This window comes from Marinilactibacillus piezotolerans (assembly GCF_900169305.1).
In the GTDB taxonomy this organism is placed as follows: Bacteria; Bacillota; Bacilli; order Lactobacillales; family Carnobacteriaceae_A; genus Marinilactibacillus; species Marinilactibacillus piezotolerans_A.
Window position 1 is genome coordinate 127602 of the sequence record NZ_FWDP01000004.1, and the last position, 26746, is coordinate 154347.

Genomic DNA, 26746 nt, shown 5'->3' on the forward strand with positions numbered 1-26746 from the left:
TTTTCAACCGAGAGAGCGATATTCGTTCTCTCGGTTTTTTAGTGTGTTCAATTACATATATAGGGTCTTTTAACTTTTAAAATCATAGTTTCAATCTACAAATATTAGATAAATCAAGAGCGCCTGTGTTAGAATAAAACAACAAATTATGTATCTTCTATCAAAATCATGTCAAATCATTAAAAAAAGAATTAAAGTGATAAACTAGTAGTGAAATTATTTGGATAAAAAGGTACAATAAAGCAATGAATCTTTGCAATTAAAAACTAAACAGCATAAACACAAAGATCGTTATGTTTTATTTGAGAGGGGAAAAACAAGTGCGTTGGTTTAATAAAAAAGGAATCGGAATCGATTTAGGTACAGCCAATACAAATGTATATGTAGAAGGTAAAGGGATCGCATTAGGAGAGCCGTCTGTTGTAGCAAAAGACAATACAACAGGAGAAGTCGTAGCGGTAGGAGCAGATGCTCAGAAAATGATCGGTCGTACACCAGGCAGTATCGTTGCCATTCGTCCAATGAAAGACGGTGTCATTGCAGATTATGACACTACGATCGCGATGATGGATTATTTTATCAGCAAAGGAACAGGTAAAAGAAATTCTAAGCCCAGCGTTATTGTTTGTGTTCCCGGCGGAGGAACCGAAGTCGAAAAAAGAGCCATCATTGATGCAACAAAAATGGCTGGTGCAAGTGAAGCCTTTTTAATTGAAGAGCCTTTTGCAGCAGCAATCGGTGCGGGACTGCCAGTAAATGAACCGACAGGTAGTATGGTGGTAGATATCGGAGGCGGAACGACAGATGTTGCGACAATCTCTCTTGGAGGTATCGTCAGCAGCCGTACAATCAAAATGGCTGGAGATCAGATGGATATTGCGATTATCCACTATATCCGTAACAAGTATAACTTGCTGATTGGGGAAAGAACTGCTGAATCTGTCAAAATGGAATTAGGCTGTGCTTCTATTGAAGCAGCAAGAGATTTAGGATCAACTGAGATTCGTGGACGCGATCTGTTGACTGGATTGCCTAAAACCATCGAAATCTCAGCTGTAGGAATCGCAGAGGCTATTCAGGAAGTGGTAGACAGTATAGTGGTTGCTGTAAAAGGGACTCTTGAAGATACATCTCCTGAGATCTCAGCTGATGTCATTGACAGAGGAATCGTTTTAACAGGCGGCGGCGCTTTACTGAAGAATTTAAGCGAAGTGATTGCAGAAGAAACAGAAGTACCTGTATTTGTTGCAAACGATCCATTGAATTGTGTGGCCATCGGTACGGGCGAAGCGCTTAATCACATAGAGGTATACCGCAAGCAAAGCAGATAAATACATTTTCTAATAATACTTGAGCGGGAAGAAATTCTTCCCGTTTCTTTATGGACAAAAATCAGCGAGAATGAGTTGTAAAGTTGTGCCATTTAAGTGAATTTTAGGATTTTTACTTTTAGAAAGCCTACGAATCTGTATTTAATTGTGGTAAAATAACCAGAGCTATAACATTAGAGGTGGAACAATTGAACCAATTTTTTACAAATAAAAAAATGATTGTCCTGCTGGTCAGTGTCATCTTGTTTGTATCCTTGTTGTCTTTATCTTTAAGCCAATCAGGATCTGGTACATTCATACAGCAATTTACAAATGATATCACAGCAGTTACAGGACGCATTTTTTCTAAACCAGTTAATGCAGTGAATAACGTATTTAGTTCAATCAATACATTACAAGATACTTTTGAAGAAAATCAGAGATTAAAGAAAGAAATAGATAGAATCTATGAAACGCAAGCTGAAATAGCAGTATTGAGAAATGAAAATGCACAACTGGAAGAAGAACTGGGATTGAAAAATTCTCTGACTGATTTCCAGACCATTTCTGGAACCGTCATTTCTAGAAATCCAGATTCATGGATTGATCAGATTGTTATCGATCGCGGCAGCCAAGATGGATTGGAGCAGGGAATGTCTGTGATGTCAAACAATGGACTGATCGGCAGAGTGACCGAGGTAAACCCTACTAGCTCTAAAGTCGTTTTGCTTACCAGCTTAGATGGAACTTCTAATCAAGTTTCTGCTGAAATTCTGGGAGATGAGGTCATTAACGGTCTGGTTTCCGGCTATGATGCCGAAACGAATCGTCTGATTATGACACAAATCACTTCTACTGCAGAAATAAAGACGGGAGAGCAAGTCATTACCTCAGGATTAGGCGGAACCATTCCACGGTCTTTAGTGATCGGAACAGTAGATGAAGTGACGATGGATGATCATGGATTAGCTCAGCAAGTCTATATTGATCCGGCAGCTGACTTTGAACATATCCGCTACGTCACGATTATCAATCGTTCAGCTGAAAGCGGGGTGCAAGAATGAGTCAATGGAAAAAGCACCTTTATCCTTTGCTCATGCTTGTAGCCGCCTTACTACTGGATGGCGCATTAAGTGCTCAGTTGAAGGGCGTTCTCAAAACGGATATTGGAATAATTGTTCCGCATTTGACCTTGATTGTGTTATTGATATTGACGTTTTACCTAAGCTTCCGGCATATTATTGTGCTGGCTCTAGTCATTGGATTTATGTATGATAGCTATTATTCAGGGATTCTAGGTATTTATATGACCGCCTTTACAGCACTGGTTTATATCTTGTTGCAATGCAGAAAAGCCTTGCCAGCGAATTTTATGATCTATACACTTTTAAGTATTATAGTCATCACCATATTAGAGTTTTTTATTTTTGGTGTTTATCGTGCCATTAATATGACGACATTGACAATTCAGGAATTTATGGTCGAAAGACTTGGGGTAACGATCCTGTTCAACAGTCTGGTCATGCTGGTACTATCCATACCGATCAGTAAACTAACACAGAAAATCGTACAAAAAGAGGAAATCAGATTTAAATAACAGCTGCCGAACTGATATAAAAAAATAGTGAGGCAGTTTATTCCAATTTTTTATATTACAGAGGTGAAAAACGTGCAGAAGATAGTTACATTAAAAGGGACAAAAGAAGGGTATCAGCTAATGATCGATCAGACGGCTTCTTTTCAGATTATAAAAGATGAAATAAAGAAATTAGTTGAACCGCTGAGAAAAGAAGCGACAGCTGATCATCCACTTGAGTTAACGATTAAATCAGGTAACCGGCTCTTTACAACTGAAGAAAAAAAAGAAGTAACCCAATTAGTTGAAGAAAAATCGCATCTTAAAATCAAAACAATAGATTCTGACGTTGTCACTATTAAAAGAGCCCTGGAATGGCACAATGAAGTGAGCACTAAAGTGGAAGTCAGTACGGTTCGCAGCGGTCAAATCATAGAAGCTGAAGGAGATCTCCTGCTGGTCGGCAGTGTTCATCCAGGAGGAACGGTTAAAGCGACTGGAAGTATTTATGTACTAGGAGATTTAAAAGGTATCGCACATGCAGGAGTGAATGGTAAAGAAAGTTCAGTAGTGATTGGAAACTTTTCTTATAATGCACAAGTCAGAATCGCAGATCATGTTCATGTAATCGATCAGGCTGATGTAGAGAAGAGAACAGTATCAGCTAATTTTGAAGTCGTTTATTTAGATGATTTACATATTTTGAGAGTATCACCGTTAAATGAAATCAAGCGGTTGAGACCAGAATTAGGAAATGTAACAGGAGGATTAATCAATGGGTAAAGCCATCGTTATTACATCAGGAAAAGGCGGCGTCGGAAAAACTACTTCGACTGCTAATATCGGAACAGCATTAGCATTGCAGGGAAATAAGATCTGTCTGGTCGATATGGATATCGGATTGAGAAACTTGGATGTTATATTAGGGTTGGAAAATAGGATTATATATGACATCGTCGATGTAATTGAGGGACGTGCTAAATTACACCAAGCCATTATCAAAGATAAACGGTTCAATGATCAGTTGTTCTTACTCCCGGCTGCCCAGCATGCTGATAAGAATGTGATCAATGAAGAGCAGATGGTTGAACTGATCACAGAACTTAAAAGTGATTATGATTATGTGCTGATAGATTGCCCTGCAGGAATTGAACAAGGATTTAAAAACTCCATTGCCGCTGCGGACGACGCCATACTCATTACTACACCGGAAATCTCTGCGATTCGCGATGCTGACCGCATTATAGGTTTAGTTGAACAAACAAAAATCGGATCACCGAAACTAGTCATCAACCGTATCCGAAAACGAATGATGCAAAAAGGTGAAGTAATGGACATCGATGAAATTACCAGACATTTATCCATCGAACTGCTGGGAATTGTTTTCGAAGATGACGAAGTTGTGCGTTCTTCTAATAAAGGTAACCCAGTTGCGCTGGATCCGGATAATGTCTCTTCACAAGGCTACCGAAATATTGCGAGAAGAATACTCGGTGAAACGGTACCGCTGATGACTTTAAAAGATGAGAAGAAATCTTTCTGGCAAAAGTTATTTAGCAAAAAGTAATTGACTCGTATTGTCTGTTCTGGTAGAATACTAATGTTGTATTTGTGAAGCACCACAGCTACAACCGCTCGTTTATAAGTTTTGAAGTACCGTTAAGGTCACTTATCACGGCGAGTCTAAGTGCAATAGAAAGCATGAGAATGCTTTACTAAATAAGGAGGTGCAACAAACATGTATGCAATCATCAAAACTGGTGGTAAACAAATCAAAGTTGAAGAAGGTAAATCTATCTACGTTGAAAAATTAAACGGAGAAGCTGGAGATACTTTCACTTTTGATGAAGTATTGTTTGTTGGAGGAGACAACGCAGTAGTTGGAACTCCAACAGTTGAGGGAGCTTCAGTTGAAGCTACGATCGAAAAACAAGGACGTGCTAAAAAAGTCACTACTTTCAAATATCGTCGTAGAAAAGACTCTCATACTAAACAAGGACATCGTCAACCTTACACTAAAGTGACAATCAACTCTATCAAGACTAACTAATTAGCGAAAGCAGGATTTAAATGATTCAAGCGCAGTTTCATCGTTTGAAGAATAATCAAATCAACTTTATTGAGATCTCAGGACATGCGGAATCCGGACCTTACGGACAGGACCTGGTATGTGCAGCAGTCTCAGCGCTGAGTATTGGTACGATCAATAGTCTGACAGAACTCGTTCAGTTGGATCTGGAGATTGAGATGGATCAGGAAAATGGCGGATACTTATCTGCTCGGTTACCTGAGTCACAAACAGACGAACAGGAACAAGCGGCCCAGACTTTACTGGAAAGTTTATTGCTGTCATTGAATAGTGTACAGGAAGAGTCCCCTGAATATATTAAAATCACTCAAATTAAATGATAATGATGGAGGTGCAAATACTATGTTGAAAATGAATCTACAATTTTTCGCTCACAAAAAAGGTGGCGGATCTACTACCAACGGTCGTGATTCTCAGTCTAAACGTTTAGGTGCTAAACGTGGTGATGGCCAAGTTGTAACAGGTGGTTCAATTTTATTCCGTCAACGCGGAACTAAAATCTATCCTGGAGCTAACGTAGGAAAAGGCGGAGACGATACTTTATTTGCTAAGGTCGATGGCGTTGTACGCTTCGAACGTAAAGGTAAAAACAAAAAGCAAGTTTCTGTTTATCCAGTAGCGAACTAATGAATTCAAAAAGAACCGAAAGGACAAGCACTTGTCTGTTCGGTTCTTTTTTACTGTCAGCTGATTTCTAAACCCTTGAGAAAAGCTTAAGAATCAGTTAAAATAAGTATGTTAATGAGATATCTATTCATAGATATGACCTAGTAAGCAGGTCATCGACCGTATGATCGTGAAACCATTCTTTTTCTCGATTCCAAACACGATTATCCGGTCTTTAGCTTGTAGACAAGGGCATATAGAAAGGTGGGCTAAAGTGTCGACAGAACGAATTGAAACTGTCTACCACACACTTGATCAGTCTTCAGAGATCTTAAAAGAAGCGCTGCAGACTTCTTATCTGGAAGCTTTGATCGAGTCAGGAGAAAACCTGTTAGAAAATCAATCAGCTCGAGTGATAGACGGGAAGCCTTCAGAAGAAGCTGTAAAGGCATTGAATCACCTTTATACACAGCTTGACCTTTCTGAAATATCTCCTAGCGAAAAAAGACAAGGGGTACAACTTGCCATTCTTAAGGGAATGCGGGAAGATTTTATACAAGCCAATCATCAGATGACTCCTGATTCCATCGGCTCATTAATGGCTTATCTAGTCGAAATCATCGCCCCTCCCGGTGAACAACCGTACCACTTATTAGACCTATCTGTAGGGACAGGTAATCTAATCTATACGATCTATCACTTCTTGAATAAAGAAGGAAAAACGATCAACCTCTCTGGTATCGATAATGATGATTTATTATTATCTATTGCGGCAACCAGTGCAGCTTTGCAGGAACTCGACGTGAAATTGACACTTCAGGACGCTTTAAGCAACTTGCTGACAGAGCCGGCAGACAGTATCGTATCTGATCTTCCTGTAGGCTATTATCCAATAGACGAACAGGCAAAGCGATTCGAAACGTCATTTGAAACCGGACATTCTTACACACACTTTTTGCTGATTGAACAAGGCATGAAGTATTTAAAAGAAGGCGGGTTTGGATTTTATCTGGTTCCGTCAAATATTTTTGAATCGGAAGAAGCGAAAACTCTGCTTTCTTACATTCAAAAATCCGGGCACTTTCAAGGAATGGTCAGTCTTCCTAAGGAATTGTTTAAATCTGAACAGTCTCGAAAATCAATATTAATTGTTCAGAAAAAAGGGGAGGAAACCCAGCAGGCGAAAGAAGTACTGCTGGCTGCAGCACCGGATTTTAAAAATATCTCGGCAATGCAAGAATTAATGACAGAAATTACTGAGTGGAAAAAAACACAGTTTAAACAAAAATCTTAACTCAAAAGGAGAGACATGCATGACTAAAACAATCGCAATCAACGCTGGAAGTTCCAGCTTGAAATGGAAATTGTTCGAAATGCCTGAAGAAACAGTATTAGCTTCTGGTATTGTAGAACGTATCGGATTAAATGATTCGATCTTCACTATTAAATACGGTGATGGACAGAAATATGAAGAAGTTTTAGATATTGATGACCATGAAGTAGCTGTTGAAATGTTATTGAAACAGCTGACAGAATTAAACATTATTGAAAACTTTGATGAAATTACGGGTGTTGGACACCGTGTAGTTGCCGGTGGAGAAATCTTTGACGAGTCTGCTTTAGTAAATGATGAAGTAATCGAACAGATCGAAGAATTATCAGAATTTGCTCCCCTTCATAACCCGGCAAATGCTACTGGAATCAAGGCGTTCCGCAAAATCTTACCGGATATCACATCTGTGGCTGTCTTTGATACTTCTTTCCATCAAACAATGCCAAAAGTCAATTATCTATACAGTATTCCAAAAGAGTATTATACAAAATACAATGCTCGTAAGTATGGTGCACATGGTACCAGTCATCGATATGTAGCTGAACGTGCAGCAGAAATGCTTGAAAAGCCAATTGAAGATCTTAAAATCATCACTTGTCACTTAGGTAATGGTGCTTCAATTACAGCGGTTGATGGTGGTAAATCCATCGATACTTCAATGGGTTTCACACCTTTAGCAGGAGTAACGATGGGGACTCGTTCAGGAGATATTGATCCGTCACTTTTACCATTCTTAATGGAAAAAGAAGGGATCGACAATATTAACGATATGATCTATATCTTAAACAACAAATCAGGTCTTAAAGGGCTTTCTGGTATTTCAAGCGATATGCGAGACCTTGAAGACGCTGAAGAAACAAACGAAGATGCGGCTTTAGCATTGCGTATATTTGAAGACCGCGTTAGAAAGTATATCGGTTCTTATGCCGCTACAATGAACGGAGTAGATGCTATTGTGTTTACTGCCGGAATTGGAGAAAACGGCTTGGAAACCCGTGAAAACATTATTAACGGATTGACATTCCTAGGTGCTGAAATCGACACTGAGAAAAACAATGTTCGCGGAAAAGAACGATTCATTTCTACAGATGATTCTAAAGTCAAAGTTTTGCTTGTACCGACAGATGAAGAAGTCATGATCGCTCGCGATGTAGAAAAACTAAAAAAGTAAAATAACCATGTAAAAAAGCTTCTCTTGAAAAAACAAGAGAAGCTTTTTTACATGGATTTATCTATTATTCATCAATGGCTTCGTTTTTCAGGTCAGTTCTCACGACGAGTACGTCACAGTTCGCATGTCTGATGACATATTCAGAGACAGAGCCGACGAAAAGGCGCTCTACAGCATTCAATCCTGTTGCCCCCAACATGATCAGGTCAATTTCATGCGTTTCAGGCATTTGTTTGGCAATCATCACTTTAGGAGAGCCGTACTCCAGATCGACTTTGACATTGCTTAATGATTCTTTTTCAGCGTATGATTTATAATCATCCAGTGTACGTTGGGCTTCTTCACGTGCGTTATCTGCAATGGAACCGTCAAAAGTAGAAAATGACTGATAGGCTTTCGTATCAATGACATGGGCTAAGATAAGTGTAGCGTTATTCCGTTTAGCAACTTCTACGGCTTTTTTGAACGCTTTTTCTGCCGCTTCTGAACCATCTACGGCAACTAATATTTTCTTATATTCCTGCAACATACTGATCCGCTCCTTTAAGAAATGTTTTATAGGTTTATTATACAAGAAAAAAAGAAAAGCTTATAACAATATGTAAAGGAAACTAAAATAGAGCAACTAAAAAGCCGCTCTATTTATTAGAGCGGCTAAAAGACTAAGTATAAGAAATCCGATGGTGCCGGTAGATTGTCGTGTTTGGTTGAACCCGCAAATTAGCAGGTGGGCTTCCCCAGAAAAATATCTGACTACCAAGTGATAGGGCATGTCATCAATTCTTCCTTTAGAATCCCAAGTTTTAATAAAAATGTTCGGTCAACACAGTAAGTCGACAACGCGTACACCTCAGAAATCTTATCTTTATATTAGCACGGCTTCTGCTTTTTGTCAATCTAGAAAATCCACCGACTTAAACAATATAAACGGGTATTATAATTGTAATCGTACAATCGTTTGATTAATGGTTCGAGTTGAACTTTTCATACTGTTTTGCCAAAGCTTGCTCGAATTTACTGGATGGATTTGGACTGTAATATTTAGCAGACTTCAAGCTGTCCGGCAGATATTGCTGCTCAACCCAAGCATCTGGATAGCTGTGAGGATATTTGTAGGTTGTGCCGCGGTTCAATTCTTTTGCGCCTTTATAATGTGCATCTCTTAAATGAGCAGGGACCGTTCCGCTTTTTCCATTTCGTACATCTGACAGGGCCTTGTCTACTGATGAAATTGCAGAGTTTGATTTTTGAGATAAAGCTAGTTCGATTACAGCATTGGCCAATGGGATTCTTGCTTCAGGGAAACCAAGCTTTTCAGCAGCTTGAACAGCAGTTACTGCTCTGGCTGCACCGGCAGGATTTGCCAGCCCGATATCTTCATAGGCAACGACCATCAGCCGCCTGCAGATAATCTGCAATTCGCCGGCTTCAATCAATCTAGAAAGATAATGCAGGGCACCATGAACATCACTTCCGCGTATGGATTTTTGAAAGGCAGAAATAACATCGTAATGAGCATCTCCATCTTTATCATGCGTAAGGACTTTTCGCTGAACACATTCTTCAATAATATCAAGCGTTAAATAAACCTGACCATCTTGATCTGGTTTAGTTGATTCAGCAGCTAACTCCAGAGCATTTAAGGCGCTTCTCAGGTCGCCGTTGGTCGCTCTAGCCAGATGAGTCAATGCCTGTTCATTTACTGTCAGAGGCAATGAACCAAGACCTTTTTCAGTATCTGAAATAGCACGCTGCAGTGCTGATTTGATTTGCTGTTCATTCAATGGGTACAGCTCAAAAATCTGGGATCGACTTCTGATGGCAGGGTGGATCGATATATACGGATTTTCAGTTGTGGCACCAATCATAATGATTCTTCCATTTTCCAAGTGTGGAAGCAAAAAGTCCTGCTTTGGTTTATCAAGCCGATGCACCTCATCTAGTAATAAGATCACTGTGCCGCTCATTTTTGCTTCTTCTGCAACGATCTGCAGATCTTTTTTGGTATCTGTTGCTGCATTCAGCATTCGAAAAGCATACTTTGTAGAACCTGCTATGGCACTGGCAATGCTGGTTTTCCCTATTCCTGGCGGTCCATATAATATCATAGAAGAAAGACGTTTTGCCTCAACCATTCTCCAGATAATTTTTCCTTCCCCCACAAGGTGTTCTTGACCAACAATGGTTTCAATAGAAGTCGGCCGCATTCTATACGCTAGCGGTTGGCTCAATGTAGTGGCTCCTTTCTGTAAATGACCTTAATATTATAGCATGGCTGAAATAATATCTCTAACACTTTGAACGTTTGTTTGTGTTTGCGCAAGCTTTTAAACCTATGTAATCTTCTACTGTCTCATCTACTTACTTTATGATAATATGTAAGTTGAATTAGTTTCACAATAGAAATAGATGAGGGTAAAGTATGATCAATATAAAAGAAATCATTCAAAATAATCAGATTGAAAGCTTAGCACTTCAAGGAACCTTTGGTATTGAAAAAGAGGGAATAAGAGTAATAGGGCAGAAGCTGGCTCTTACCGACCACCCGGCATTATTAGGCGATCGTGCTTATCATCCTTATATTCAAACAGATTTCAGTGAGGCTCAATTAGAGTTAGTTACACCGCCTCAATCATCTTTAGAAGAAGCCTTTTCATGGCTCCAAGCACTTAATGATGTTGTACAAAGGTCAGTCCAGGAAGAAGAATATATCTGGCCATTCAGTATGCCGGCTATATTGCCTGAACCAGAAGATATTCCGATTATTCGGGTAAAGGATCAGAAAGAAGTCCAGTATAGAGAAAAACTGGCAGATAAGTATGGAAAGAAAAAGCAGCTGATCAGTGGAATACATTATAACTTTGCTTTTTCAGATTTATTCATCAAGCGAATTTATGAGAATCAAACTGTGTTTTCATCCTTTCAAGAAGTAAAAGATGAATTGCATCTGAAAATGGCAAGAAACTTTTTAAGATATCAGTGGATCCTGACTTATTTGTATGGTGCATCCCCTTATGCCGATACCTCGTTTTATAGAAAAGACGAATTAAACACAAGCATTGCTGATCCAATGAGAAGTGTACGAAATAGTGCCTACGGATACCATAATACAAATGATATTACTGTTCACTATGATTCGCTTGAGGATTATGTTGAAGATATCGAGCGTTTTGTGGCAGACGGCATACTCAGTGAAGAAAGAGAATTTTATGGGGCAGCTAGAATCCGAGGAAAAGGAAAAGAGATCAGTTTCTTAAATAAAACAGGTGTTGAGTATGTTGAATTCAGACCATTTGATCTGAATCCATTTGATGAACTGGGCATCACGAAAAAACAGGCAGAGTTCATTCATTTGTTTTTTGTTCTGATGATTTGGTTAGAGGATACCAAAGGAAAAGAGCAGATTCTCGAAGGAACGCGCAAAAACGAACGAACAGCAGCGGAATCACCATTTGATCAATCAGAATTTTATGAAGAAGGTCTCACCCTGTTAGAGACAATGCAAGAAATGGCCAGCCATTTGAAACTGGACAGAGAACAGCAAAAAAGTATCGAGGAAGCTATTGATGCGTTTAACGATCCATCTAAAACCTTAGCTGCTCAACTTGCCGAGCAAATTGATTCGTCTGAACAGTATTTAGCATTTGGAGAAATGCTTGGCAGACAATATAAACGTCAATCATTTGACAAGCCTTATCTTACAAGAGGGTTTGAAGAAATGGAGATGTCTACGCAGCTGCTGATCTTTGATGCCTTGCAAAAAGGATTGAAGATAGAGATATTAGACAAGCAGGATCAGTTCTTGAAGCTTCAGTACAGAGATCATGAGGAATATGTCAAAAATGGAAATATGACGGCTCAGGATACGTATATCTCGCACTGGATCATGGAAAATAAGACTGTGACGAAAAAAATATTGAAAAGTAAAGGATTCAATATCCCGGAAGGGGAAGAGTTTCAATCAGTCGATGAAGCCATGGCGGCGTTTGAGTTATTCAAAAACCAAGAGATCGTAGTCAAGCCTAAATCCACAAATTATGGATTAGGGATCTCCGTCTTTAAACAGGCACCCAAAGCAGAAGATTTTAAAGAGGCACTAGACATTGCGTTCAAAGAAGATCAGTCAGTTTTAGTGGAAGAATATGCTGCCGGTACTGAATATCGGTTCTTTGTGCTAAATGGAGAAGTGAAAGCTGTCTTACTTCGTGTACCAGCAAATGTTAAAGGAGACGGCAGACAGACAGTGGAAGAGCTGATCGATCAGAAAAATGCTGATCCTTTAAGAGGCAGACATCACCGCGCACCATTGGAAAAAATCCAAAAAGGCAACATTGAAAAGTTGATGCTGAAAGAGCAGAACTATACACTGGATAGTGTACCGAATGATGGTGAAATCGTTTATTTGAGAGAAAATTCCAATATATCGACCGGTGGGGATTCAATCGACTTCACTGATAAGATGCATGACAGTTATAAAAAGCTGGCATCTGAAATGGCTGAACAGATAAAAGTAAAGGTAACAGGAATCGACCTGATCATACCCGATTACACAAAAGAAAGTACAGAACGAGAACCGGGCTATACAGTGATCGAAGCGAATTTCAACCCTGCTATGCATATGCATACGTATGTATCGCAAGGCAAGGGAAGAAGATTGACCATTGAGATTTTAAAAATGCTTTTCCCTGAGTTATACTAAAGGTAATCAGACGCTAAGGAATTCACAGAAAGAAAGTGGAAAAATGAAAAAAGCCATTTATTTAGATTATGCAGCGACAAGCCCCATGTACCCAGAAGTTGTCGAGACCATGAGTGAAGCAATGCACTCGACCTTTGGAAATGCTTCAAGTACACATCAGTTTGGCAGAAAAAGCCGAGGCTATCTGGATGAAGCTCGTATCATACTTGCCAGCAGTATTCACGCAAAACCTAATGAAATCATTTTGACAAGCGGCGGGTCGGAAAGCGACAATATGGCAATCATTAAAACGGCTGAAAAGTTTCAATCTTCTGGTAAGCATATTATTACTACGAATGTAGAACATCAAGCAGTTTTGAAGCCGATGCAATATCTGGAAAAAAGAGGGTTTAATATCACTTATCTGCCCGTTGATCAAAATGGCAGAGTGACTGCGGAACAAGTGGCAACCGCTCTGACAGAAGAGACGATTTTAGTCTCCATCATGTTCGGAAATAATGAAGTAGGTTCCGTCATGCCGATTGCAGAAATCGGAGAATCCATCAAAAGCTTTCGTTCAGATATCGTGTTTCATACGGATGCAGTACAGGCTTACGGCTCTCAGGAAATCGATGTACAAGCCTTAAATGTTGACCTGCTTTCAGTTGCTGCCCACAAAATCGGCGGTCCTAAAGGAATCGGATTTCTTTACTGCAGAACAGGAATCGATTTGCCAGGACTGATTTTAGGCGGCGAGCAAGAAACCAAACGACGCGCTGGGACAGAGAATATTCCGGCAATCATCGGTTTTCAGAAAGCTGTTGAGAAGATGGTGACTGAAAAAGAGTCGAAACAGAACGACTATCTTCAGCTGAAAAGGCTATTGTTAGAGCAACTGGCCGAAAGTCAGGTGGAATATAAAATAAATGGGTCGGAAAAATATACCTTGCCGCATATTGTCAGCTTATATCTTCCAGGAGTCGATGCAGAAAAACTTTCGATTCGATTAGACTTGGCGGGAATCGCTGTTTCGATCGGTTCCGCCTGTACTGCAGGCAATGTAGATCCCAGCCATGTCTTAGTAGCTCTATATGGTAAAGATCATCCTGCCATTTCTGAAACCATTCGAGTCAGCTTCGGCATTGCTTCAACTCGAAAAGAAGTTGAACAAGCAGCTGCAGAAATTGCAAAAATCGTTCACTCATTAACTTAAAATGTTGAAAGGAAGATCATTATGGCAACGAAACCAATGGATGGATTGTTGGGCAGTAAAGATAAATACAAAGTAAATAAAGAGGCAAAACGGTATACACTGAAAGACCATGGCTTCATTGAAGGAAAAAACGGTGCTTTTCAATATGAAAGAACATTGAGCAGATCTGTTTCGGATAGTACGGCTCCAAAATTGAAGATTACGATTTCCAGAGATTTATCTGAGTTGAAAATCGTGACCGTGTCAGCTAACGGATTGAAAAAAGTCGATATTCATAAAGATGAAAACCTGGAACAAGCTCGACTGATGGTCAAAGGGATTTTTGAAACATTTTTAGAAGAAAACGTACTGGAAAGAGCGTAATAAGATAAAAAAGTGATCAAGTTGTATGAAAGTCTTTTAATACAACTTGATTTCTTTCTTTAAGTAAGTATAATGGTACAGACTGAACCTTACGAACCTTCAATTCGTGCAGAATTCAGAATCTAAACTGAAATGATGGTGATCAAATGACAGACAACTCGAATACTAGAGTCGTTGTCGGAATGAGCGGAGGAGTGGATTCTTCTGTAACGGCACTGCTGTTAAAAGAACAAGGCTATGACGTTATTGGAGTCTTCATGAAAAACTGGGATGATACAGATGAATTTGGCGTTTGTACAGCAACAGAAGATTATAAAGATGTTGCTCTCGTTGCAAACAAAATCGGCATTCCGTATTATTCGATCAATTTTGAAAAAGAGTATTGGGACAAAGTATTCACCTATTTTTTAGATGAGTATAAAAAAGGCAGAACACCAAATCCTGATGTCATGTGTAATAAAGAAATCAAATTTAAAGCTTTTCTTGATTATGCTATGGAATTAGGGGCAGACTATGTGGCTACCGGCCATTATGCTCGCGTTAGACGTGATGAAAATAACGTAGCGCACATGTTAAGAGGTGTGGATAACAATAAAGATCAAACATACTTTTTAAACCAATTATCACAAGAGCAACTGTCTAAAGTAATGTTCCCATTGGGAGAAATGGATAAAAAAGAAGTACGCAGAATCGCTGAAGAAGCGGGTCTAGCTACAGCGAAGAAAAAAGATTCTACTGGAATCTGCTTTATCGGTGAAAAAGACTTCAAACAATTCTTGATGAACTATCTGCCAGCACAACCGGGAAATATGGTTACGCTGGATGGAGAAGTTGTCAAACAACACGATGGATTAATGTACTATACAATCGGACAAAGAAAAGGACTGGGCATAGGCGGGAACGGAACGTCTAACGAGCCATGGTTCGTCATTGGAAAAGATTTGGAAAAAAATGAGCTATACGTTGGGCAAGGGTATGAACACCCTGCGCTATATGCAACACATTTGGAAGCCAGTGACTTCTCATTCACAACGCATAGTGAAATGCCTGAAACGTTCCACTGTACGGCTAAATTTAGATACAGACAATCAGATGTTGGTGTGACCGTCCATTTAAACAAAGAAGACAGCACAGCTAAAATCGAATTTGATGAACCAGCTCGTGCGATTACACCGGGACAAGCTATTGTACTGTATGATGGAGAAGAATGTATCGGCGGCGGTATAATCGATGCTGCTTACAGTGAAGAAAGAGAACTGCAATACGTTTAATTGAACAGAGAAAAGGACAGATGGTACGCCGTTTGTCCTTTTTTACATATACTGCGACTGAAAAACCAGAAAAGAATATCAGAAGACTAGAAAAACAAAGGATTCTTCGTTAAAATAAAAAGTGCTGAAAAGAGGAGGCTGGCTATGGAAAATGAGACACTTCAAGTAGAAGTAAATGAAGAAAAATATATTAAAGGAGAAGTGTTGGCAATCTATTTTTCCAATCCTTCTAATTTTTATAAGGTAATGTTGGTTTCACTGACAGAAACCAATACAACATATGACAGTACCCAAATTACCGTTACGGGAAATTTCGGACAGATTCATGAAGGCGAATCTTATGAATTCTTTGGGAAGTTGACAGACCATCCAAAGTACGGATTGCAGTTTCTCGCGGATCGATATGCAAAAGAAAAGCCATCAAGCGGACAAGCTGTGGTTTCTTATTTATCCAGCAGCCGCTTTAAAGGGATAGGAAAGAAAACCGCTGAGCGTATTGTTGATACACTAGGGGACAATGTTTTGGATCTGATTTTAGATGACCCCGATCAGCTGGACAAAGTATCTGGACTAAATCAAACCAAAAAACAGGTAATTATGGATGTTCTTGGAAAAGAGCAGGGGATGCAGCGGGTCATTCTGGCGTTGAATAAGTATGGACTGGGAAATCAGCTGGCTTATAAAGTCTATCAGAAGTTTGAAGGACAGACACTGCAAGTGATTCAGGAGAATCCGTATCAGCTGATCAAAGAAATTGAAGGAATCGGCTTTAACCGTGCGGATCTGATTGCTGAAGAAATGGGCATACAAGCTGATGCGCCAAGTCGGGTTCAGGCAAGTATCCTTTACTCCATACAAGATCTGACGATTGGAGAAGGAGATACTTACGTTTTAACAGAGCCGCTGCTGCAAAAAAGTATTCAGATACTGGAATCAAGCCGCTCTTTTATTATTGATCCAGAGATTGCAGCGGATAATATCATTGAACTGGTAAAGCGTCAGGAAATCATACAAGATGAAGACCGATTTTACGTACCGTCTTTATATGCATCTGAATGGGGTATTGCTTCAGCTGTTGAAAGACTGAAAGATTTTTCAGGACATCAAAAGCATTCTGCTAAAAAAATCAAAAAAAAACTGGAACGTCTTGAAAAAAGACTAAACATCCAGTATGGCGATTCTCAGAAGAAAGCCATTGAAGAAGCCTTGAATTCACCTGTGTTTTTATTGACAGGTGGTCCGGGTACAGGAAAAACGACAGTGTTGAATGGAATTGTCTCGCTTTTTGCAGAACTCAATGATCTGTCTCTTGATCCAACGGAATATAAAGACGAAGCCTTTCCGATTTTGCTGGCTGCGCCTACTGGGAGAGCGGCGAAGCGAATGAAGGAAACGACTGGACTGCCGGCTTCTACGATCCATCGCTTGCTGGGGCTGACTGCAACGGAAGATGAAGAATCTTTAGATAATGATCCGGATCGCAACCTTAAAGGTCGTTTGCTTGTTATAGATGAAATGTCTATGGTAGACACTTGGCTGGCCTATCAATTGTTTAAAGCTGTACCGAGTGATATGCAGATTATTATGGTCGGGGATAAGGATCAGCTGCCGTCTGTGGGACCCGGCCAAGTCTTGAGAGACTTTCTGGAAAGTGAAAAGATTCCCAAGAAAGAATTAAAAGATATTTATCGCCAAGGCAATCATTCCTCGATTATCCCACTGGCTCACAAGATCAAAGCCAATGAATTGCCGGATGATTTCAGAGCGAAAAAAGCGGATCGCAGTTTCTTTCCGTGTTCTACAGGGAAGGTACTGGAAGTGATCACTCAGGTGGTGTCTAAAGCGATTGAGAGAGGATTCACAGCTCAAGACGTGCAAGTCTTGGCGCCAATGTACAAAGGACCGGCTGGTATCAATACATTGAATCAGCACTTACAGAATCTGTTCAATCCCAATAAGGATAATCAAAAAAAAGAAGTGAAATTTCTAGACAGTGTCTACCGAATTGGAGACAAAGTTCTGCAGCTGGTCAATGACCCGGAAAGAAATGTTTTCAATGGTGATATGGGGATTATCACAGGCATTATTCCTTCAAAAGATTCAGAATCTAAAACGGATAACCTGGTGATTGATTTTGAAGGCAATGAAGTCACATATTTAAGAAACGAATGGAATAAGATTACACTAGCTTACTGCTGTTCGATCCATAAATCTCAAGGCAGCGAATATAAAATGGTCATTCTGCCTATGGTCAATGGATACAGGAGAATGTTGAAAAAAGACCTGCTATATACCGCGATTACTCGAGCGAGTGAATTGCTGATTTTATGTGGAGAAGAAGAAGCTTATCTGAGAAGCCTGCATTCTACTAGTATGCTTCGAAAAACAACATTGAAAGAACGGCTGTTAGCAGAGGACAGCGATTCTTTTGAGTCAGCTTTTAACAAATCGTCTGAAGCAGAAGAAATGGACAAAACAGAAAAGAGTGCTCAATCGGCCCCTCAAGCAGTCAGTCATTCTGCTGCAGCTGTTTCTGATGAAGGAACAAAACAAAACAGACGCTATATTTTGACACCTGAAATGGTTGAGAAAGCAGCAGTTGATCCGATGGTCGGCATGTCTGGTATTGATCCTTATCATAGTTAATATAAATGCAGAATAAAAAACGATCTGTTCAGTGATTCAAGCATGAATCAGCTGCCATACAGATCGTTTTTTTCATGCAATCCAAAATAATCGCTGCTTTATTTGTATTTGGTAGTTTCCATTCATTTCCAGCCATTCCCCATCTGTCTGACCATATTGAGAGGTATCTGTATTTAATGTACAAGCACTGATTTTGAAAGTGTGCAGTTTTTTATGCGAAAGATGACTTTGATTCATTAATACTCTGGCTAAAATAATCATCAACTCTACCCAATTGACTTTTTCAGCAACCACCAGCTCGAATTCGCTGTCTTCAGGATCTGCTTCTGGATGAATAGGAATACCCCCGCCAAAGTATTTGTGATTCACACAGACGGCTAGTAAAATCTCCGGAAACTGAACAGTTTTATTTTCAATTTGCGCTTTTAAAGAGAAAGGAGATTGAGAACGATAAGCAGATAATATAGCTGCAAAATAAGCAAATTGACCAAGTTGAGACTTGTTCTTTGACCGATCCAATGAAGCATTTACCCGTCCATCCAGACCAATGCCAAAACTGTTGACAGCTGCATACTTCTTTTCTTCGTGAAGAATCGTCAGAATATCCAAAGATTTGGGATGTTTTAGAGAAAGAATTCTGTTAATGGCTGTTTCTGCTTTAGATGATAACTGATGTGATCTGGCAAAATCGTTTCCTGATCCTGCTGGGATATAGCCGACAGGCAGTGAAAGCCCGGCTTGTTCCAGACCGCTGATGACCTCATTCAAGGTACCATCACCGCCGACAATAATTAAACGCATATGGTTATTCTGTGAAGCAGACAAAGACTGTGCGATTTCAGCAGCATGTCCTTTATATTCAGTAAGATACAGCTGATGAGTACCGGAATAGTCATTCAAAAAAGACTGGATTTCACCTAAAATCTTTCTGCCTTTTCGAGCATGTTCATTTAAGATTATAATCAAATGTGGATATTCAGTCATGGATGTTCTCCGTTCTAGTAATGAATACAGTATACGCTAACCTGAAAAAAATAAAAATAAAGAATTCGAGAAGATAACAAATTACTGATAGTTGCGGTCGCAGGGTTGAGATTCAGGTCAATAGAGTGATAAAATGGTTCGAGTTCACTTAAGTAGGATTGTAATGGAGGAATTAAATGTATAAACTAGCCAATCATTTCAAATTAAACCTAGCAGATTATTTATATATCATTATAGGTTGTATGATCGTAGCTTTATCGTTTCAATGGTTTTTGTTGCCTAATAATATCGTATCGGGTGGTGTGACAGGATTATCGATTGTCGCCAATGCATTATATCAATGGTCGCCAGCTGTTTTCCAGTATGCACTGAATATTCCCTTGCTGGTACTTTGCTTCTTGCTGCTGGGAAAAGCGGTTGGGTATAAAACAATACTGGGCAGTCTGTTGCTGCCATTCTTTCTCAGTTTTTTAGGACAAGTTTCTCCTGCAACGAATGATCCTATACTGGCATCACTGTTCGGCGGGGTATTTACCGGCATTGGTCTGGGAATTATTTTTCGGGCAAAAGGATCGACTGGAGGAACCAGTATTGTAGTTCAGGTTTTACATCGTTATGCTCGTCTTCCTTTTGGGGTTAGTACCATACTAGTCGACGGATCAGTCATTTTTACGGCTTTGATTGTTTTTGATACTGAAACTGTAATGTATTCAGTCATTGCCTTATTCATCATCTCGCGTACGATCGATTTGGTTCAATTAGGGTTCAGCCGGAATAAAAATGTGTTTATCATATCAGACAGTCCAGAAAATATAAAACATGAGATATTACATTCACTAGAGCGAGGGTTCACCAATCTTGGTGTCCGCGGCGGATTTGATGATGCAGAAAAAGAGATGCTGATGGTCGTCATACCAGAAAGAGAGTTTACCTTACTTAAAGAAACGGTATTGAAAGCTGATCCAGATGCTTTCGTTGTAGCGACAAGTGCCAGCGAAGTATTGGGAAGAGGGTTTTCGCTTCATAAGCAATTTCAGATGGAAGAAGAACATTTCCCAGGTTAATGCAGCGTGAAAAGAAGCGAAATCTATCTTGCACCCTCATATTGACTAAATCAATAAACTAAGCTATACTCAAAACTGCAAGGGTTCAGGATATACTGAATGTTTACACTAATATAAGAGAGGTTCTCAGACGCTGAAAGAGAATTATTAGCCTGCATTTCGTGCTCCCTGAACAAATTGTATGAGAAATCATACCGTTTCTTGGCGTTAACAAGACTTAAGAGGTAATGGCAGACTGAATAGCGTCATTGCAATCAAGGTGGTACCGCGTGTAGACGTCCTTGAGCGCAATGATCGTTGTTCAGTCTTTTTAATTGCAATCATTAATTAGGCTGAAAAAGAAAGGAAAGATTATATGAAAATGTTAAATAGTTCTGAACTAAGACAGCTTTATCTAGATTTTTTCGAAGCGAAAGGGCATAAAATTGAAAGAAGCGCTTCTCTAGTACCCATAGACGACCCTTCATTGTTATGGGTCAATTCCGGTGTAGCAACGATGAAAAAATATTTTGATGGTACTGTCAAGCCGAGCAATCCTAGAATGGCAAGCTCTCAGAAAAGCATTCGTACGAATGATATTGAAAATGTCGGAAAAACAGCGAGACACCACACATTATTTGAAATGCTGGGGAATTTCTCAATTGGCGATTATTTTAAAGAAGAAGCAATTGTTTGGGCATGGGAATTTTTGACAGATGAAAAATGGATGGCGATGGATCCGGAAAAACTGTATGTGACCATCTATCCAAATGATGAAGAAGCCCATAAGATCTGGCATGAAACAGTTGGGTTATCTGAAGACCATATCATTAAAGAAGAAGGGAATTTTTGGGATATCGGCGAAGGTCCATGCGGTCCGAACTCTGAGATTTTCTATGACCGCGGACCGGAATACAATGATCTGTCAGAAGATGACCCGGAAAGCTACCCTGGTGGAGAAAATGAACGCTGGCTGGAAATCTGGAACTTAGTCTTTTCTCAATATAATCATAAACCAGATAATACGTATGATCCGCTGCCAAATAAAAATATTGATACGGGCATGGGACTGGAACGAATGCTATCTGTTGTTCAAGACGTGCCGACAAACTTTGAGACTGATCTGTTTATGCCGATCATTCATAAAGTAGAAGAGATTTCTGGTGAAGAATATCTTAAAGGTTCAGAAAAACAGACTAGCTTCAAAGTCATTGCTGATCATGTTCGTGCGATCACCTTTGCAGTTGGCGATGGTGCACTGCCTTCCAATGAAGGTCGCGGATATGTACTGCGCAGACTTCTTCGTCGCGCGATCATGCATGGACGCAAGCTGGGAATCGAAAAGCCGTTCATGACGCAGCTGGTTCCTGTAGTCGGAGAAATCATGCAGGAACATTATCCAGAAGTGCTGGAAAAAACAGCATTTATCTCCAAAGTCATCTTGAATGAAGAAGAAAGATTCCATGAAACACTTGCTGAGGGACTGGGACGTTTAAATGAAATCACTTCTCAAATGAAAGAAACTCATCAAACCGTCATCAATGGTGCAGATGCATTCCAGCTGTACGATACCTTCGGATTTCCAATTGAATTGACAGAAGAAGTGGCTCAAGAGCAGTCATTGACAGTTGATTTTTCTGGGTTTGAAGCAGAGATGGAAAAACAGCGGGAGCGAGCTAGAGCAGCGCGAAGCGATGAAGGTTCTATGTCTGTTCAAAGTGATTTGCTGACGGATCTGAATGATGAAAGTGAATTTATCGGTTACGGAAACGTGACTTCTGAAGGAACCTTGGAAACGATCATTGTAGAAGACCAATTCTCTGAAGAAGCGGATAAAGGACAAACCGCACGTTTGATTTTCGATGTTACACCATTCTATGCTGAAAAAGGTGGTCAAATCGGGGATACAGGAGTTATTAAGAATGAATTGGGAGAAGTTGTCGCTAGAGTATCCAACGTGAAATCTGCTCCTGCTGGACAGCCGCTTCATGAAGCAGAAGTATTAGCTGAAATAAAAACGGGAGAGCTGTATACCCTAGAAGTAGATTCTTTACGCAGAAAACTGATCGAACGAAATCATACGGCAACGCATTTGCTGCATCAGGCATTGAAAGATGTTTTAGGAGACCATGCTAATCAAGCTGGATCTCTGGTTTCACCAGATCAGCTGAGATTTGATTTCACTCACTTTGGTCAAGTTACTGAACAAGAATTAAAACAAATGGAAACACTTGTCAATCAGAAGATTTTTGATGCTGTTCCTGTTTCGACTGTTGTGACTTCCATCGAAGAAGCGAAAAAGTTAGGTGCAATGGCTTTATTCGGTGAAAAATATGGCGATCAGGTCCGTGTTGTTATGATCGGCGAATACTCAAAAGAGTTCTGCGGCGGTACACATGTGACAAATACTTCAGATATTGGATTGTTCAAGATCGTATCAGAGTCAGGAATCGGTGCTGGAACAAGAAGAATCATTGCTAAAACCAGCGAAGGCTATTACAAGTGGATGGAAAGTCAGCTAAGTTTGCTTCAAGAAGCTCAATCTTCTGTCAAAGCTCAAACGATAGAAGAAGTTCCGCATAAAATCGAACAGTTGCAAAAAGAATTGAAAGAACTGAAACAAGAAAATGAATCATTGAATGCTAAACTTGCGAATGCTCAAGCAGATGATGTATTCAAACAAATAGAAGAAAAGGCTGGTATTTCTTATATTGCGCAAGAGGTTCAAGTGAAAGATATGAATCAGTTGCGCCAGTTGGCAGATAACTGGAAACAAGAACAATATTCTGATGTGTTAGTGTTAGGATTAAAAAATGAAGATAAGGTTAACTTGATTGCAGCTATGAGTGATTCAGCGGTCAAAAACGGATATAAAGCCGGAGACTTGATCAAAACCATTGCACCGCTCGTTGGCGGCGGCGGCGGCGGTCGTCCTGATATGGCACAAGCCGGCGGTAAAAATCCAGATGGATTATCAGATGCTTTGTCAGCTGTTGCAAATTGGATCGAAAAAACCAAGTAAAGATTGTCAGATAGCCCAGTGCTGTTAAGCAGAATGATCGGCAGATCAAAAAAAGGCATCATTAAGAAGATTGCCGATTTTATCTGTGATCTGCCGATTAATTTTGGAAAACCATTTCAATCGTTATTGTACTTTCTTCTTGTTTCTTGTAAAATAGTAACAAATGAGCTTGTTGACCAGTAATCAATGATTTTAAACTGCTCATAAAGTACGGAGGGACAGTTATGACTTCAAATGATCATACAGTAAGATTTAGTGTGGACAATAACGAAGCGCACAATGTAGAAGATACATTGAAAATTGTATATAAAGCTTTGGAAGAAAAAGGATACAATCCGATCAATCAGATTGTCGGTTATCTGTTATCTGGAGATCCTGCTTACATCCCGAGACATAATGATGCCAGAAACCTGATTAAACGGCATGAGCGAGATGAGATCCTGGACGAATTAGTAACAAAGTATCTAGAAAGCGACAAATAAAACATGAGAATAATGGGATTAGATGTCGGTTCAAAAACAGTCGGCATAGCAGTAAGCGACCCGCTGGGCTGGACAGCTCAGGGGATTGAAATAATCCAGATCAATGAACATAAAGAAAACTATGGGATTGAGCGGATGACCGAATTGGTAGACCAGTATGAAATTGAAACCTTTGTTGTAGGTTTGCCCAAAAATATGGACAGTTCAATTGGTCCCAGAGCAGAAGCTTCGCTGAAATATGGTAAACTATTAGAAGAGACATTTGATTTGCCAGTCATTTATCAAGACGAACGATTAACGACTATGCAAGCGAACCGAATGCTGATTGAAGAAGGCAATGCGTCTCGAAAAAAACGAAAACAAGTAATTGACAAATTAGCTGCTGTAATGATATTGCAGAGTTATCTAGACAGACAGTCCAATACATGACAAGGAGATGAATGAGTAAATGGCACATGAACACAACCACGATCATGAACATGATCACCATGACCACGAACACATTACTATTATTGATGAAGAAGGTAATGAAGAACTCTATGAGATCTTATTTACATTCGATTCAGAAGATTTTGATAAGTCATATGTTTTAGTATACCCGGCCGGAACAAGCGAGGGAGAAGAAGTTGAATTAACAGCTTTTTCTTACACAGAAGCTGATGGCGGTTTAGAAGGTACTCTAAGTACGATTGATTCAGATGAAGAGTGGGAAATGATTGAAGAAGTTCTGAATACCTTTATTGAAGAAGAAGAAGAATAGAAGAATGTCTGAAAATAGCCATGTGAAATGAGGTCAAGATTTCTCATGGCTATTTTATTTTGCAGTAAAAGTGAGAACAAACCAATAGAGATACCGAATCGTTCAGTAAAAACAGCGGATCAAAATACTGGTTATTAAAATTGTCTTTAATTGATTCATTGATTTGTGTATAATAAAAAAGATGTAACTATTAAAAAAAGGAATGGATCAAATATGCCTGATAATGAATCAACGCATACAGTACGTAAAATCGTGTTGAGTATTGTAGCGATTTTAGTATTCTTAATCTTTGTATTAGGATTTTCTGGTTATCGCTATTATACGTCTGCTTTACAACCCTTAGATCCAGACAGTATAGAAGAAATTCCGGTAGAGATACCGATAGGGTCTTCGCGTACTCAAATTGCCAGGATATTAGAAGAAGAAGGCGTGATTAAAAGTGCGTTTGTCTTTAATTATCACTTGAGGTTCAATGGTGATGAAGGATTCCAAGCAGGATACTATCAGTTATCGCCATCTATGTCTTCTGATGAAATTGTGGAAAGACTGAAAGAAGGCGGGGAACCGATTACAGAAGATGCTATAGGAGCTGTTATAATTCCGGAAGGATTTACAATTGAGCAGATCGGCACAGAAATTAGTGAACAAACTGATTACACGATTGATGATTTTTTTGAATTAGTAGAAGATGAAACCTTTCTGCAGCAGAAAACAGAAGAGTTTCCTGAACTGCTTACGACAGCCTATGAAGTAAGAGAGCAGACGCTTTACACGTTAGAAGGCTATCTTTATCCAGCAACTTATGAGCTCTATGAAGATACTTCGTTGGAAACTATCGTGACCAATATGCTTGCTAGAACCAATGAAGTCATGCAGGATTTCTATTCACAGATAGAAGCTCAAGATAAAACGGTGCATGATATCTTGACAATGGCCTCTTTTATAGAACGAGAAGGAATTACCCTTGAAGATAGAAAAATTATCTCTGGTGTATTCTACAACAGACTTGAAATAGGAATGCCGCTGCAAACGGATGTTAGTGTCACCTATGCGTTAGGGGAGCATCAAGAACGAATCACGTATGATGATTTGGAAACAGAATCTCCTTATAATCTTTATCAAAATACTGGAATCGGTCCGGGACCAGTCAATAGTCCGGCGGTAGATTCCATTCGAGCAAGTGTAGAACCGGCTGAAACGGAATATATGTATTTCATCGCCGATCTTTCTACCAAAGAAGTCTATTTCTCAGAAACCTATCAGCAGCATTTAGATAAAAAAGAGGAATTAAATTAAAAGCATTGAGTCTTCAGACTCAGTGCTTTTCTTGAGAACAAAATCGTTTTTTCCCTGTAAAACAGCAAACTGAAAGGAACATAAAAATGACTAAGACTAAACCCATCGTAATCGGCGTAACAGGAGGATCAGGAAGTGGAAAAACAAGTGTAAGCCAGGCGATCTATAACCATTTTCCTGGAAGATCGATCATGATGTTAGAGCAGGATTCATACTATAAAAATCAGGATCATCTTGCATTTGAAGAACGATTAAGTACGAATTACGACCATCCTTTTGCCTTTGATACAGACTTATTGATTCAGCACTTATTTAAACTAGTCAACTATGAAACAATCGAAAAACCTGTATATGATTATAAGCGGCACACACGCAGCAGGGAAGTAATTGTCCAGGACCCCAAAGAAGTCATTATTCTGGAAGGAATCCTGATCTTAGAAGATCCTAGATTGAGAGAAATGATGGACATAAAAGTTTACGTAGATACAGATGACGATATTCGAATCATCCGCAGAATCAAACGAGATATTGAGGAACGCGGACGTACGTTAGATCATGTTATCGAACAATATCTTGGTGTAGTAAAACCCATGCATACGCAGTTTATTGAACCAACCAAGAAATATGCCGATATTATTATTCCAGAAGGCGGAAGAAATCAAGTTGCGATTGATTTAATGACGACGAAAATCGATACCATATTCAAAAAGCGTTCTCTCTGATAGGAAAAAGACACACAGTATTTGCCAAAAAAACGCTTTACAAGATGTTAAGTTCGTGGTATCTTGTTTCCATTGAGATGGCAAACAGATCGTTTGAATCGTTCAATGGAAATATAGTACAATAGTATAATGCTTGTTTGTTTAGATCTTATAAAGAAATCAAATGATGAGGTGAAGCACT

The 26746-nt window shown here is 39.5% G+C and carries 25 protein-coding genes, 1 other RNA gene and 1 other annotated feature; of the genes, 22 read left to right on the forward strand and 4 right to left on the reverse strand.

All coding sequences use genetic code 11. From position 1 onward, the window contains the following. Positions 1 to 293: 293 nt before the first annotated feature. The 10 genes from B6F02_RS04625 to B6F02_RS04670 all read left to right on the forward strand — a co-directional run bounded on the left by B6F02_RS04625 (position 294) and on the right by B6F02_RS04670 (position 8085). Complete coding sequence (locus B6F02_RS04625; RefSeq protein WP_080146204.1) at positions 294 to 1331, forward strand: rod shape-determining protein; 1038 nt, start codon at positions 294 to 296, stop codon at positions 1329 to 1331. 188 nt (positions 1332 to 1519) lie between these two features. Then, the gene (mreC, locus tag B6F02_RS04630) at positions 1520 to 2374 is read left to right on the forward strand and encodes a rod shape-determining protein MreC (RefSeq protein ID WP_080146205.1); all 855 of its coding nucleotides are present in this window, start codon (positions 1520 to 1522) and stop codon (positions 2372 to 2374) included. Beyond that, positions 2371 to 2907, forward strand: a complete 537-nt coding sequence (mreD, locus tag B6F02_RS04635) for a rod shape-determining protein MreD (protein ID WP_080146206.1) — start codon at positions 2371 to 2373, stop codon at positions 2905 to 2907. Before mreC ends, mreD begins: the two co-directional genes overlap by 4 nt. A 72-nt stretch (positions 2908 to 2979) precedes the next feature. Further along, the gene (locus tag B6F02_RS04640; RefSeq protein WP_080146207.1) at positions 2980 to 3669 is read left to right on the forward strand and encodes a septum site-determining protein MinC; all 690 of its coding nucleotides are present in this window, start codon (positions 2980 to 2982) and stop codon (positions 3667 to 3669) included. Further along, entirely contained in the window at positions 3662 to 4453 is a 792-nt protein-coding gene (minD, locus tag B6F02_RS04645; protein WP_080146208.1) for a septum site-determining protein MinD, read from the forward strand. The genes B6F02_RS04640 and minD overlap by 8 nt, the downstream gene beginning before the upstream one ends. 52 nt (positions 4454 to 4505) lie before the next feature. Next, positions 4506 to 4581 (forward strand) — a sequence feature (ribosomal protein L21 leader region). A gap of 43 nt (positions 4582 to 4624) precedes the next feature. After that, the gene (gene rplU / locus B6F02_RS04650) at positions 4625 to 4936 is read left to right on the forward strand and encodes a 50S ribosomal protein L21 (protein ID WP_080146209.1); all 312 of its coding nucleotides are present in this window, start codon (positions 4625 to 4627) and stop codon (positions 4934 to 4936) included. A gap of 20 nt (positions 4937 to 4956) precedes the next feature. Beyond that, positions 4957 to 5295 (forward strand): ribosomal-processing cysteine protease Prp, encoded by a 339-nt coding sequence (locus B6F02_RS04655; RefSeq protein ID WP_080146210.1) that lies wholly within the window; start codon positions 4957 to 4959, stop codon positions 5293 to 5295. Between the two features lie 22 nt (positions 5296 to 5317). Next, complete coding sequence (gene rpmA / locus B6F02_RS04660; protein WP_080146211.1) at positions 5318 to 5602, forward strand: 50S ribosomal protein L27; 285 nt, start codon at positions 5318 to 5320, stop codon at positions 5600 to 5602. Between the two features lie 163 nt (positions 5603 to 5765). Further along, complete coding sequence (locus B6F02_RS04665) at positions 5766 to 6875, forward strand: class I SAM-dependent methyltransferase (protein WP_256864649.1); 1110 nt, start codon at positions 5766 to 5768, stop codon at positions 6873 to 6875. 19 nt (positions 6876 to 6894) lie between these two features. Continuing rightward, positions 6895 to 8085 carry an acetate/propionate family kinase gene (locus B6F02_RS04670; RefSeq protein ID WP_080146213.1) on the forward strand — a complete coding sequence of 397 codons (1191 nt, stop codon included), beginning with the start codon at positions 6895 to 6897 and terminating at the stop codon, positions 8083 to 8085. 64 nt (positions 8086 to 8149) lie between these two features. On the opposite strand, the gene B6F02_RS04675 is transcribed toward B6F02_RS04670, so the two are convergent. From B6F02_RS04675 to B6F02_RS04685, 3 genes are all read right to left on the reverse strand, one after another. Next, positions 8150 to 8614, reverse strand: coding sequence for a universal stress protein (locus B6F02_RS04675; RefSeq protein ID WP_080146214.1), 465 nt, complete (start codon positions 8612 to 8614; stop codon positions 8150 to 8152). Positions 8615 to 8755: 141 nt separating this feature from the next. Then, positions 8756 to 8945, reverse strand: a non-coding RNA gene (gene ssrS / locus B6F02_RS04680) — 6S RNA. A gap of 102 nt (positions 8946 to 9047) precedes the next feature. Continuing rightward, positions 9048 to 10316 carry a replication-associated recombination protein A gene (locus B6F02_RS04685; protein WP_080146215.1) on the reverse strand — a complete coding sequence of 423 codons (1269 nt, stop codon included), beginning with the start codon at positions 10314 to 10316 and terminating at the stop codon, positions 9048 to 9050. A gap of 191 nt (positions 10317 to 10507) precedes the next feature. Here B6F02_RS04685 and gshAB point away from each other — a divergent pair, with 191 nt between their 5' ends. The 5 genes from gshAB to recD2 all read left to right on the forward strand — a co-directional run bounded on the left by gshAB (position 10508) and on the right by recD2 (position 18256). Continuing rightward, on the forward strand, positions 10508 to 12784 hold the full coding sequence (gene gshAB, locus B6F02_RS04690) for a bifunctional glutamate--cysteine ligase GshA/glutathione synthetase GshB (protein WP_080146216.1): 2277 nt from the start codon (positions 10508 to 10510) through the stop codon (positions 12782 to 12784). A 43-nt stretch (positions 12785 to 12827) separates the two neighbouring features. Next, positions 12828 to 13976, forward strand: coding sequence for a cysteine desulfurase family protein (locus tag B6F02_RS04695; protein WP_080146217.1), 1149 nt, complete (start codon positions 12828 to 12830; stop codon positions 13974 to 13976). Between the two features lie 21 nt (positions 13977 to 13997). After that, positions 13998 to 14339, forward strand: coding sequence for a hypothetical protein (locus B6F02_RS04700; protein WP_080146218.1), 342 nt, complete (start codon positions 13998 to 14000; stop codon positions 14337 to 14339). Positions 14340 to 14485: 146 nt separating this feature from the next. Then, a complete protein-coding gene (gene mnmA / locus B6F02_RS04705; RefSeq protein WP_080146219.1) occupies positions 14486 to 15610 on the forward strand; it encodes a tRNA 2-thiouridine(34) synthase MnmA in 1125 nt (374 codons plus the stop codon). 144 nt (positions 15611 to 15754) lie between these two features. Beyond that, a complete protein-coding gene (recD2, locus tag B6F02_RS04710) occupies positions 15755 to 18256 on the forward strand; it encodes an SF1B family DNA helicase RecD2 (protein WP_080146220.1) in 2502 nt (833 codons plus the stop codon). Positions 18257 to 18328: 72 nt separating this feature from the next. Here the strand turns inward: recD2 and B6F02_RS04715 are convergent, their stop codons facing one another. After that, positions 18329 to 19240: a diacylglycerol/lipid kinase family protein gene (locus tag B6F02_RS04715; RefSeq protein ID WP_080146221.1), complete on the reverse strand. Its 912-nt coding sequence runs from the start codon at positions 19238 to 19240 to the stop codon at positions 18329 to 18331. 176 nt (positions 19241 to 19416) lie between these two features. Between B6F02_RS04715 and B6F02_RS04720 the strand changes: the two genes are divergently transcribed. The 7 genes from B6F02_RS04720 to udk all read left to right on the forward strand — a co-directional run bounded on the left by B6F02_RS04720 (position 19417) and on the right by udk (position 26565). After that, the gene (locus B6F02_RS04720; RefSeq protein ID WP_080146222.1) at positions 19417 to 20304 is read left to right on the forward strand and encodes a YitT family protein; all 888 of its coding nucleotides are present in this window, start codon (positions 19417 to 19419) and stop codon (positions 20302 to 20304) included. A gap of 355 nt (positions 20305 to 20659) precedes the next feature. Beyond that, on the forward strand, positions 20660 to 23305 hold the full coding sequence (alaS, locus tag B6F02_RS04725; RefSeq protein WP_080146223.1) for an alanine--tRNA ligase: 2646 nt from the start codon (positions 20660 to 20662) through the stop codon (positions 23303 to 23305). Between the two features lie 224 nt (positions 23306 to 23529). Beyond that, a complete protein-coding gene (locus tag B6F02_RS04730) occupies positions 23530 to 23787 on the forward strand; it encodes an IreB family regulatory phosphoprotein (RefSeq protein WP_080146224.1) in 258 nt (85 codons plus the stop codon). 3 nt (positions 23788 to 23790) lie between these two features. Beyond that, the gene (gene ruvX / locus B6F02_RS04735) at positions 23791 to 24216 is read left to right on the forward strand and encodes a Holliday junction resolvase RuvX (RefSeq protein WP_080146225.1); all 426 of its coding nucleotides are present in this window, start codon (positions 23791 to 23793) and stop codon (positions 24214 to 24216) included. 19 nt (positions 24217 to 24235) lie between these two features. Then, positions 24236 to 24547, forward strand: coding sequence for a DUF1292 domain-containing protein (locus tag B6F02_RS04740; RefSeq protein ID WP_080146226.1), 312 nt, complete (start codon positions 24236 to 24238; stop codon positions 24545 to 24547). 213 nt (positions 24548 to 24760) lie between these two features. Continuing rightward, positions 24761 to 25843 carry an endolytic transglycosylase MltG gene (gene mltG / locus B6F02_RS04745; protein ID WP_080146227.1) on the forward strand — a complete coding sequence of 361 codons (1083 nt, stop codon included), beginning with the start codon at positions 24761 to 24763 and terminating at the stop codon, positions 25841 to 25843. 86 nt (positions 25844 to 25929) lie between these two features. Next, the gene (gene udk, locus B6F02_RS04750; protein ID WP_080146228.1) at positions 25930 to 26565 is read left to right on the forward strand and encodes a uridine kinase; all 636 of its coding nucleotides are present in this window, start codon (positions 25930 to 25932) and stop codon (positions 26563 to 26565) included. Positions 26566 to 26746 lie beyond the last annotated feature (181 nt).

Bases quoted from the DNA above. Each gene is read 5' to 3' on its own strand.
- B6F02_RS04625 (WP_080146204.1), top strand. From the start codon at position 294: ATGTTTTATTTGAGAGGGGAAAAACAAGTGCGTTGGTTTAATAAAAAA.
- mreD (WP_080146206.1), top strand. From the start codon at position 2,371: ATGAGTCAATGGAAAAAGCACCTTTATCCTTTGCTCATGCTTGTAGCC.
- minD (WP_080146208.1), top strand. From the start codon at position 3,662: ATGGGTAAAGCCATCGTTATTACATCAGGAAAAGGCGGCGTCGGAAAA.
- rplU (WP_080146209.1), top strand. From the start codon at position 4,625: ATGTATGCAATCATCAAAACTGGTGGTAAACAAATCAAAGTTGAAGAA.
- B6F02_RS04655 (WP_080146210.1), top strand. From the start codon at position 4,957: ATGATTCAAGCGCAGTTTCATCGTTTGAAGAATAATCAAATCAACTTT.
- rpmA (WP_080146211.1), top strand. From the start codon at position 5,318: ATGTTGAAAATGAATCTACAATTTTTCGCTCACAAAAAAGGTGGCGGA.
- B6F02_RS04665 (WP_256864649.1), top strand. From the start codon at position 5,766: ATGATCGTGAAACCATTCTTTTTCTCGATTCCAAACACGATTATCCGG.
- B6F02_RS04670 (WP_080146213.1), top strand. From the start codon at position 6,895: ATGACTAAAACAATCGCAATCAACGCTGGAAGTTCCAGCTTGAAATGG.
- B6F02_RS04675 (WP_080146214.1), bottom strand. From the start codon at position 8,614: ATGTTGCAGGAATATAAGAAAATATTAGTTGCCGTAGATGGTTCAGAA.
- gshAB (WP_080146216.1), top strand. From the start codon at position 10,508: ATGATCAATATAAAAGAAATCATTCAAAATAATCAGATTGAAAGCTTA.
- B6F02_RS04695 (WP_080146217.1), top strand. From the start codon at position 12,828: ATGAAAAAAGCCATTTATTTAGATTATGCAGCGACAAGCCCCATGTAC.
- B6F02_RS04700 (WP_080146218.1), top strand. From the start codon at position 13,998: ATGGCAACGAAACCAATGGATGGATTGTTGGGCAGTAAAGATAAATAC.
- mnmA (WP_080146219.1), top strand. From the start codon at position 14,486: ATGACAGACAACTCGAATACTAGAGTCGTTGTCGGAATGAGCGGAGGA.
- recD2 (WP_080146220.1), top strand. From the start codon at position 15,755: ATGGAAAATGAGACACTTCAAGTAGAAGTAAATGAAGAAAAATATATT.
- B6F02_RS04715 (WP_080146221.1), bottom strand. From the start codon at position 19,240: ATGACTGAATATCCACATTTGATTATAATCTTAAATGAACATGCTCGA.
- B6F02_RS04720 (WP_080146222.1), top strand. From the start codon at position 19,417: ATGTATAAACTAGCCAATCATTTCAAATTAAACCTAGCAGATTATTTA.
- alaS (WP_080146223.1), top strand. From the start codon at position 20,660: ATGAAAATGTTAAATAGTTCTGAACTAAGACAGCTTTATCTAGATTTT.
- B6F02_RS04730 (WP_080146224.1), top strand. From the start codon at position 23,530: ATGACTTCAAATGATCATACAGTAAGATTTAGTGTGGACAATAACGAA.
- ruvX (WP_080146225.1), top strand. From the start codon at position 23,791: ATGAGAATAATGGGATTAGATGTCGGTTCAAAAACAGTCGGCATAGCA.
- B6F02_RS04740 (WP_080146226.1), top strand. From the start codon at position 24,236: ATGGCACATGAACACAACCACGATCATGAACATGATCACCATGACCAC.
- mltG (WP_080146227.1), top strand. From the start codon at position 24,761: ATGCCTGATAATGAATCAACGCATACAGTACGTAAAATCGTGTTGAGT.
- udk (WP_080146228.1), top strand. From the start codon at position 25,930: ATGACTAAGACTAAACCCATCGTAATCGGCGTAACAGGAGGATCAGGA.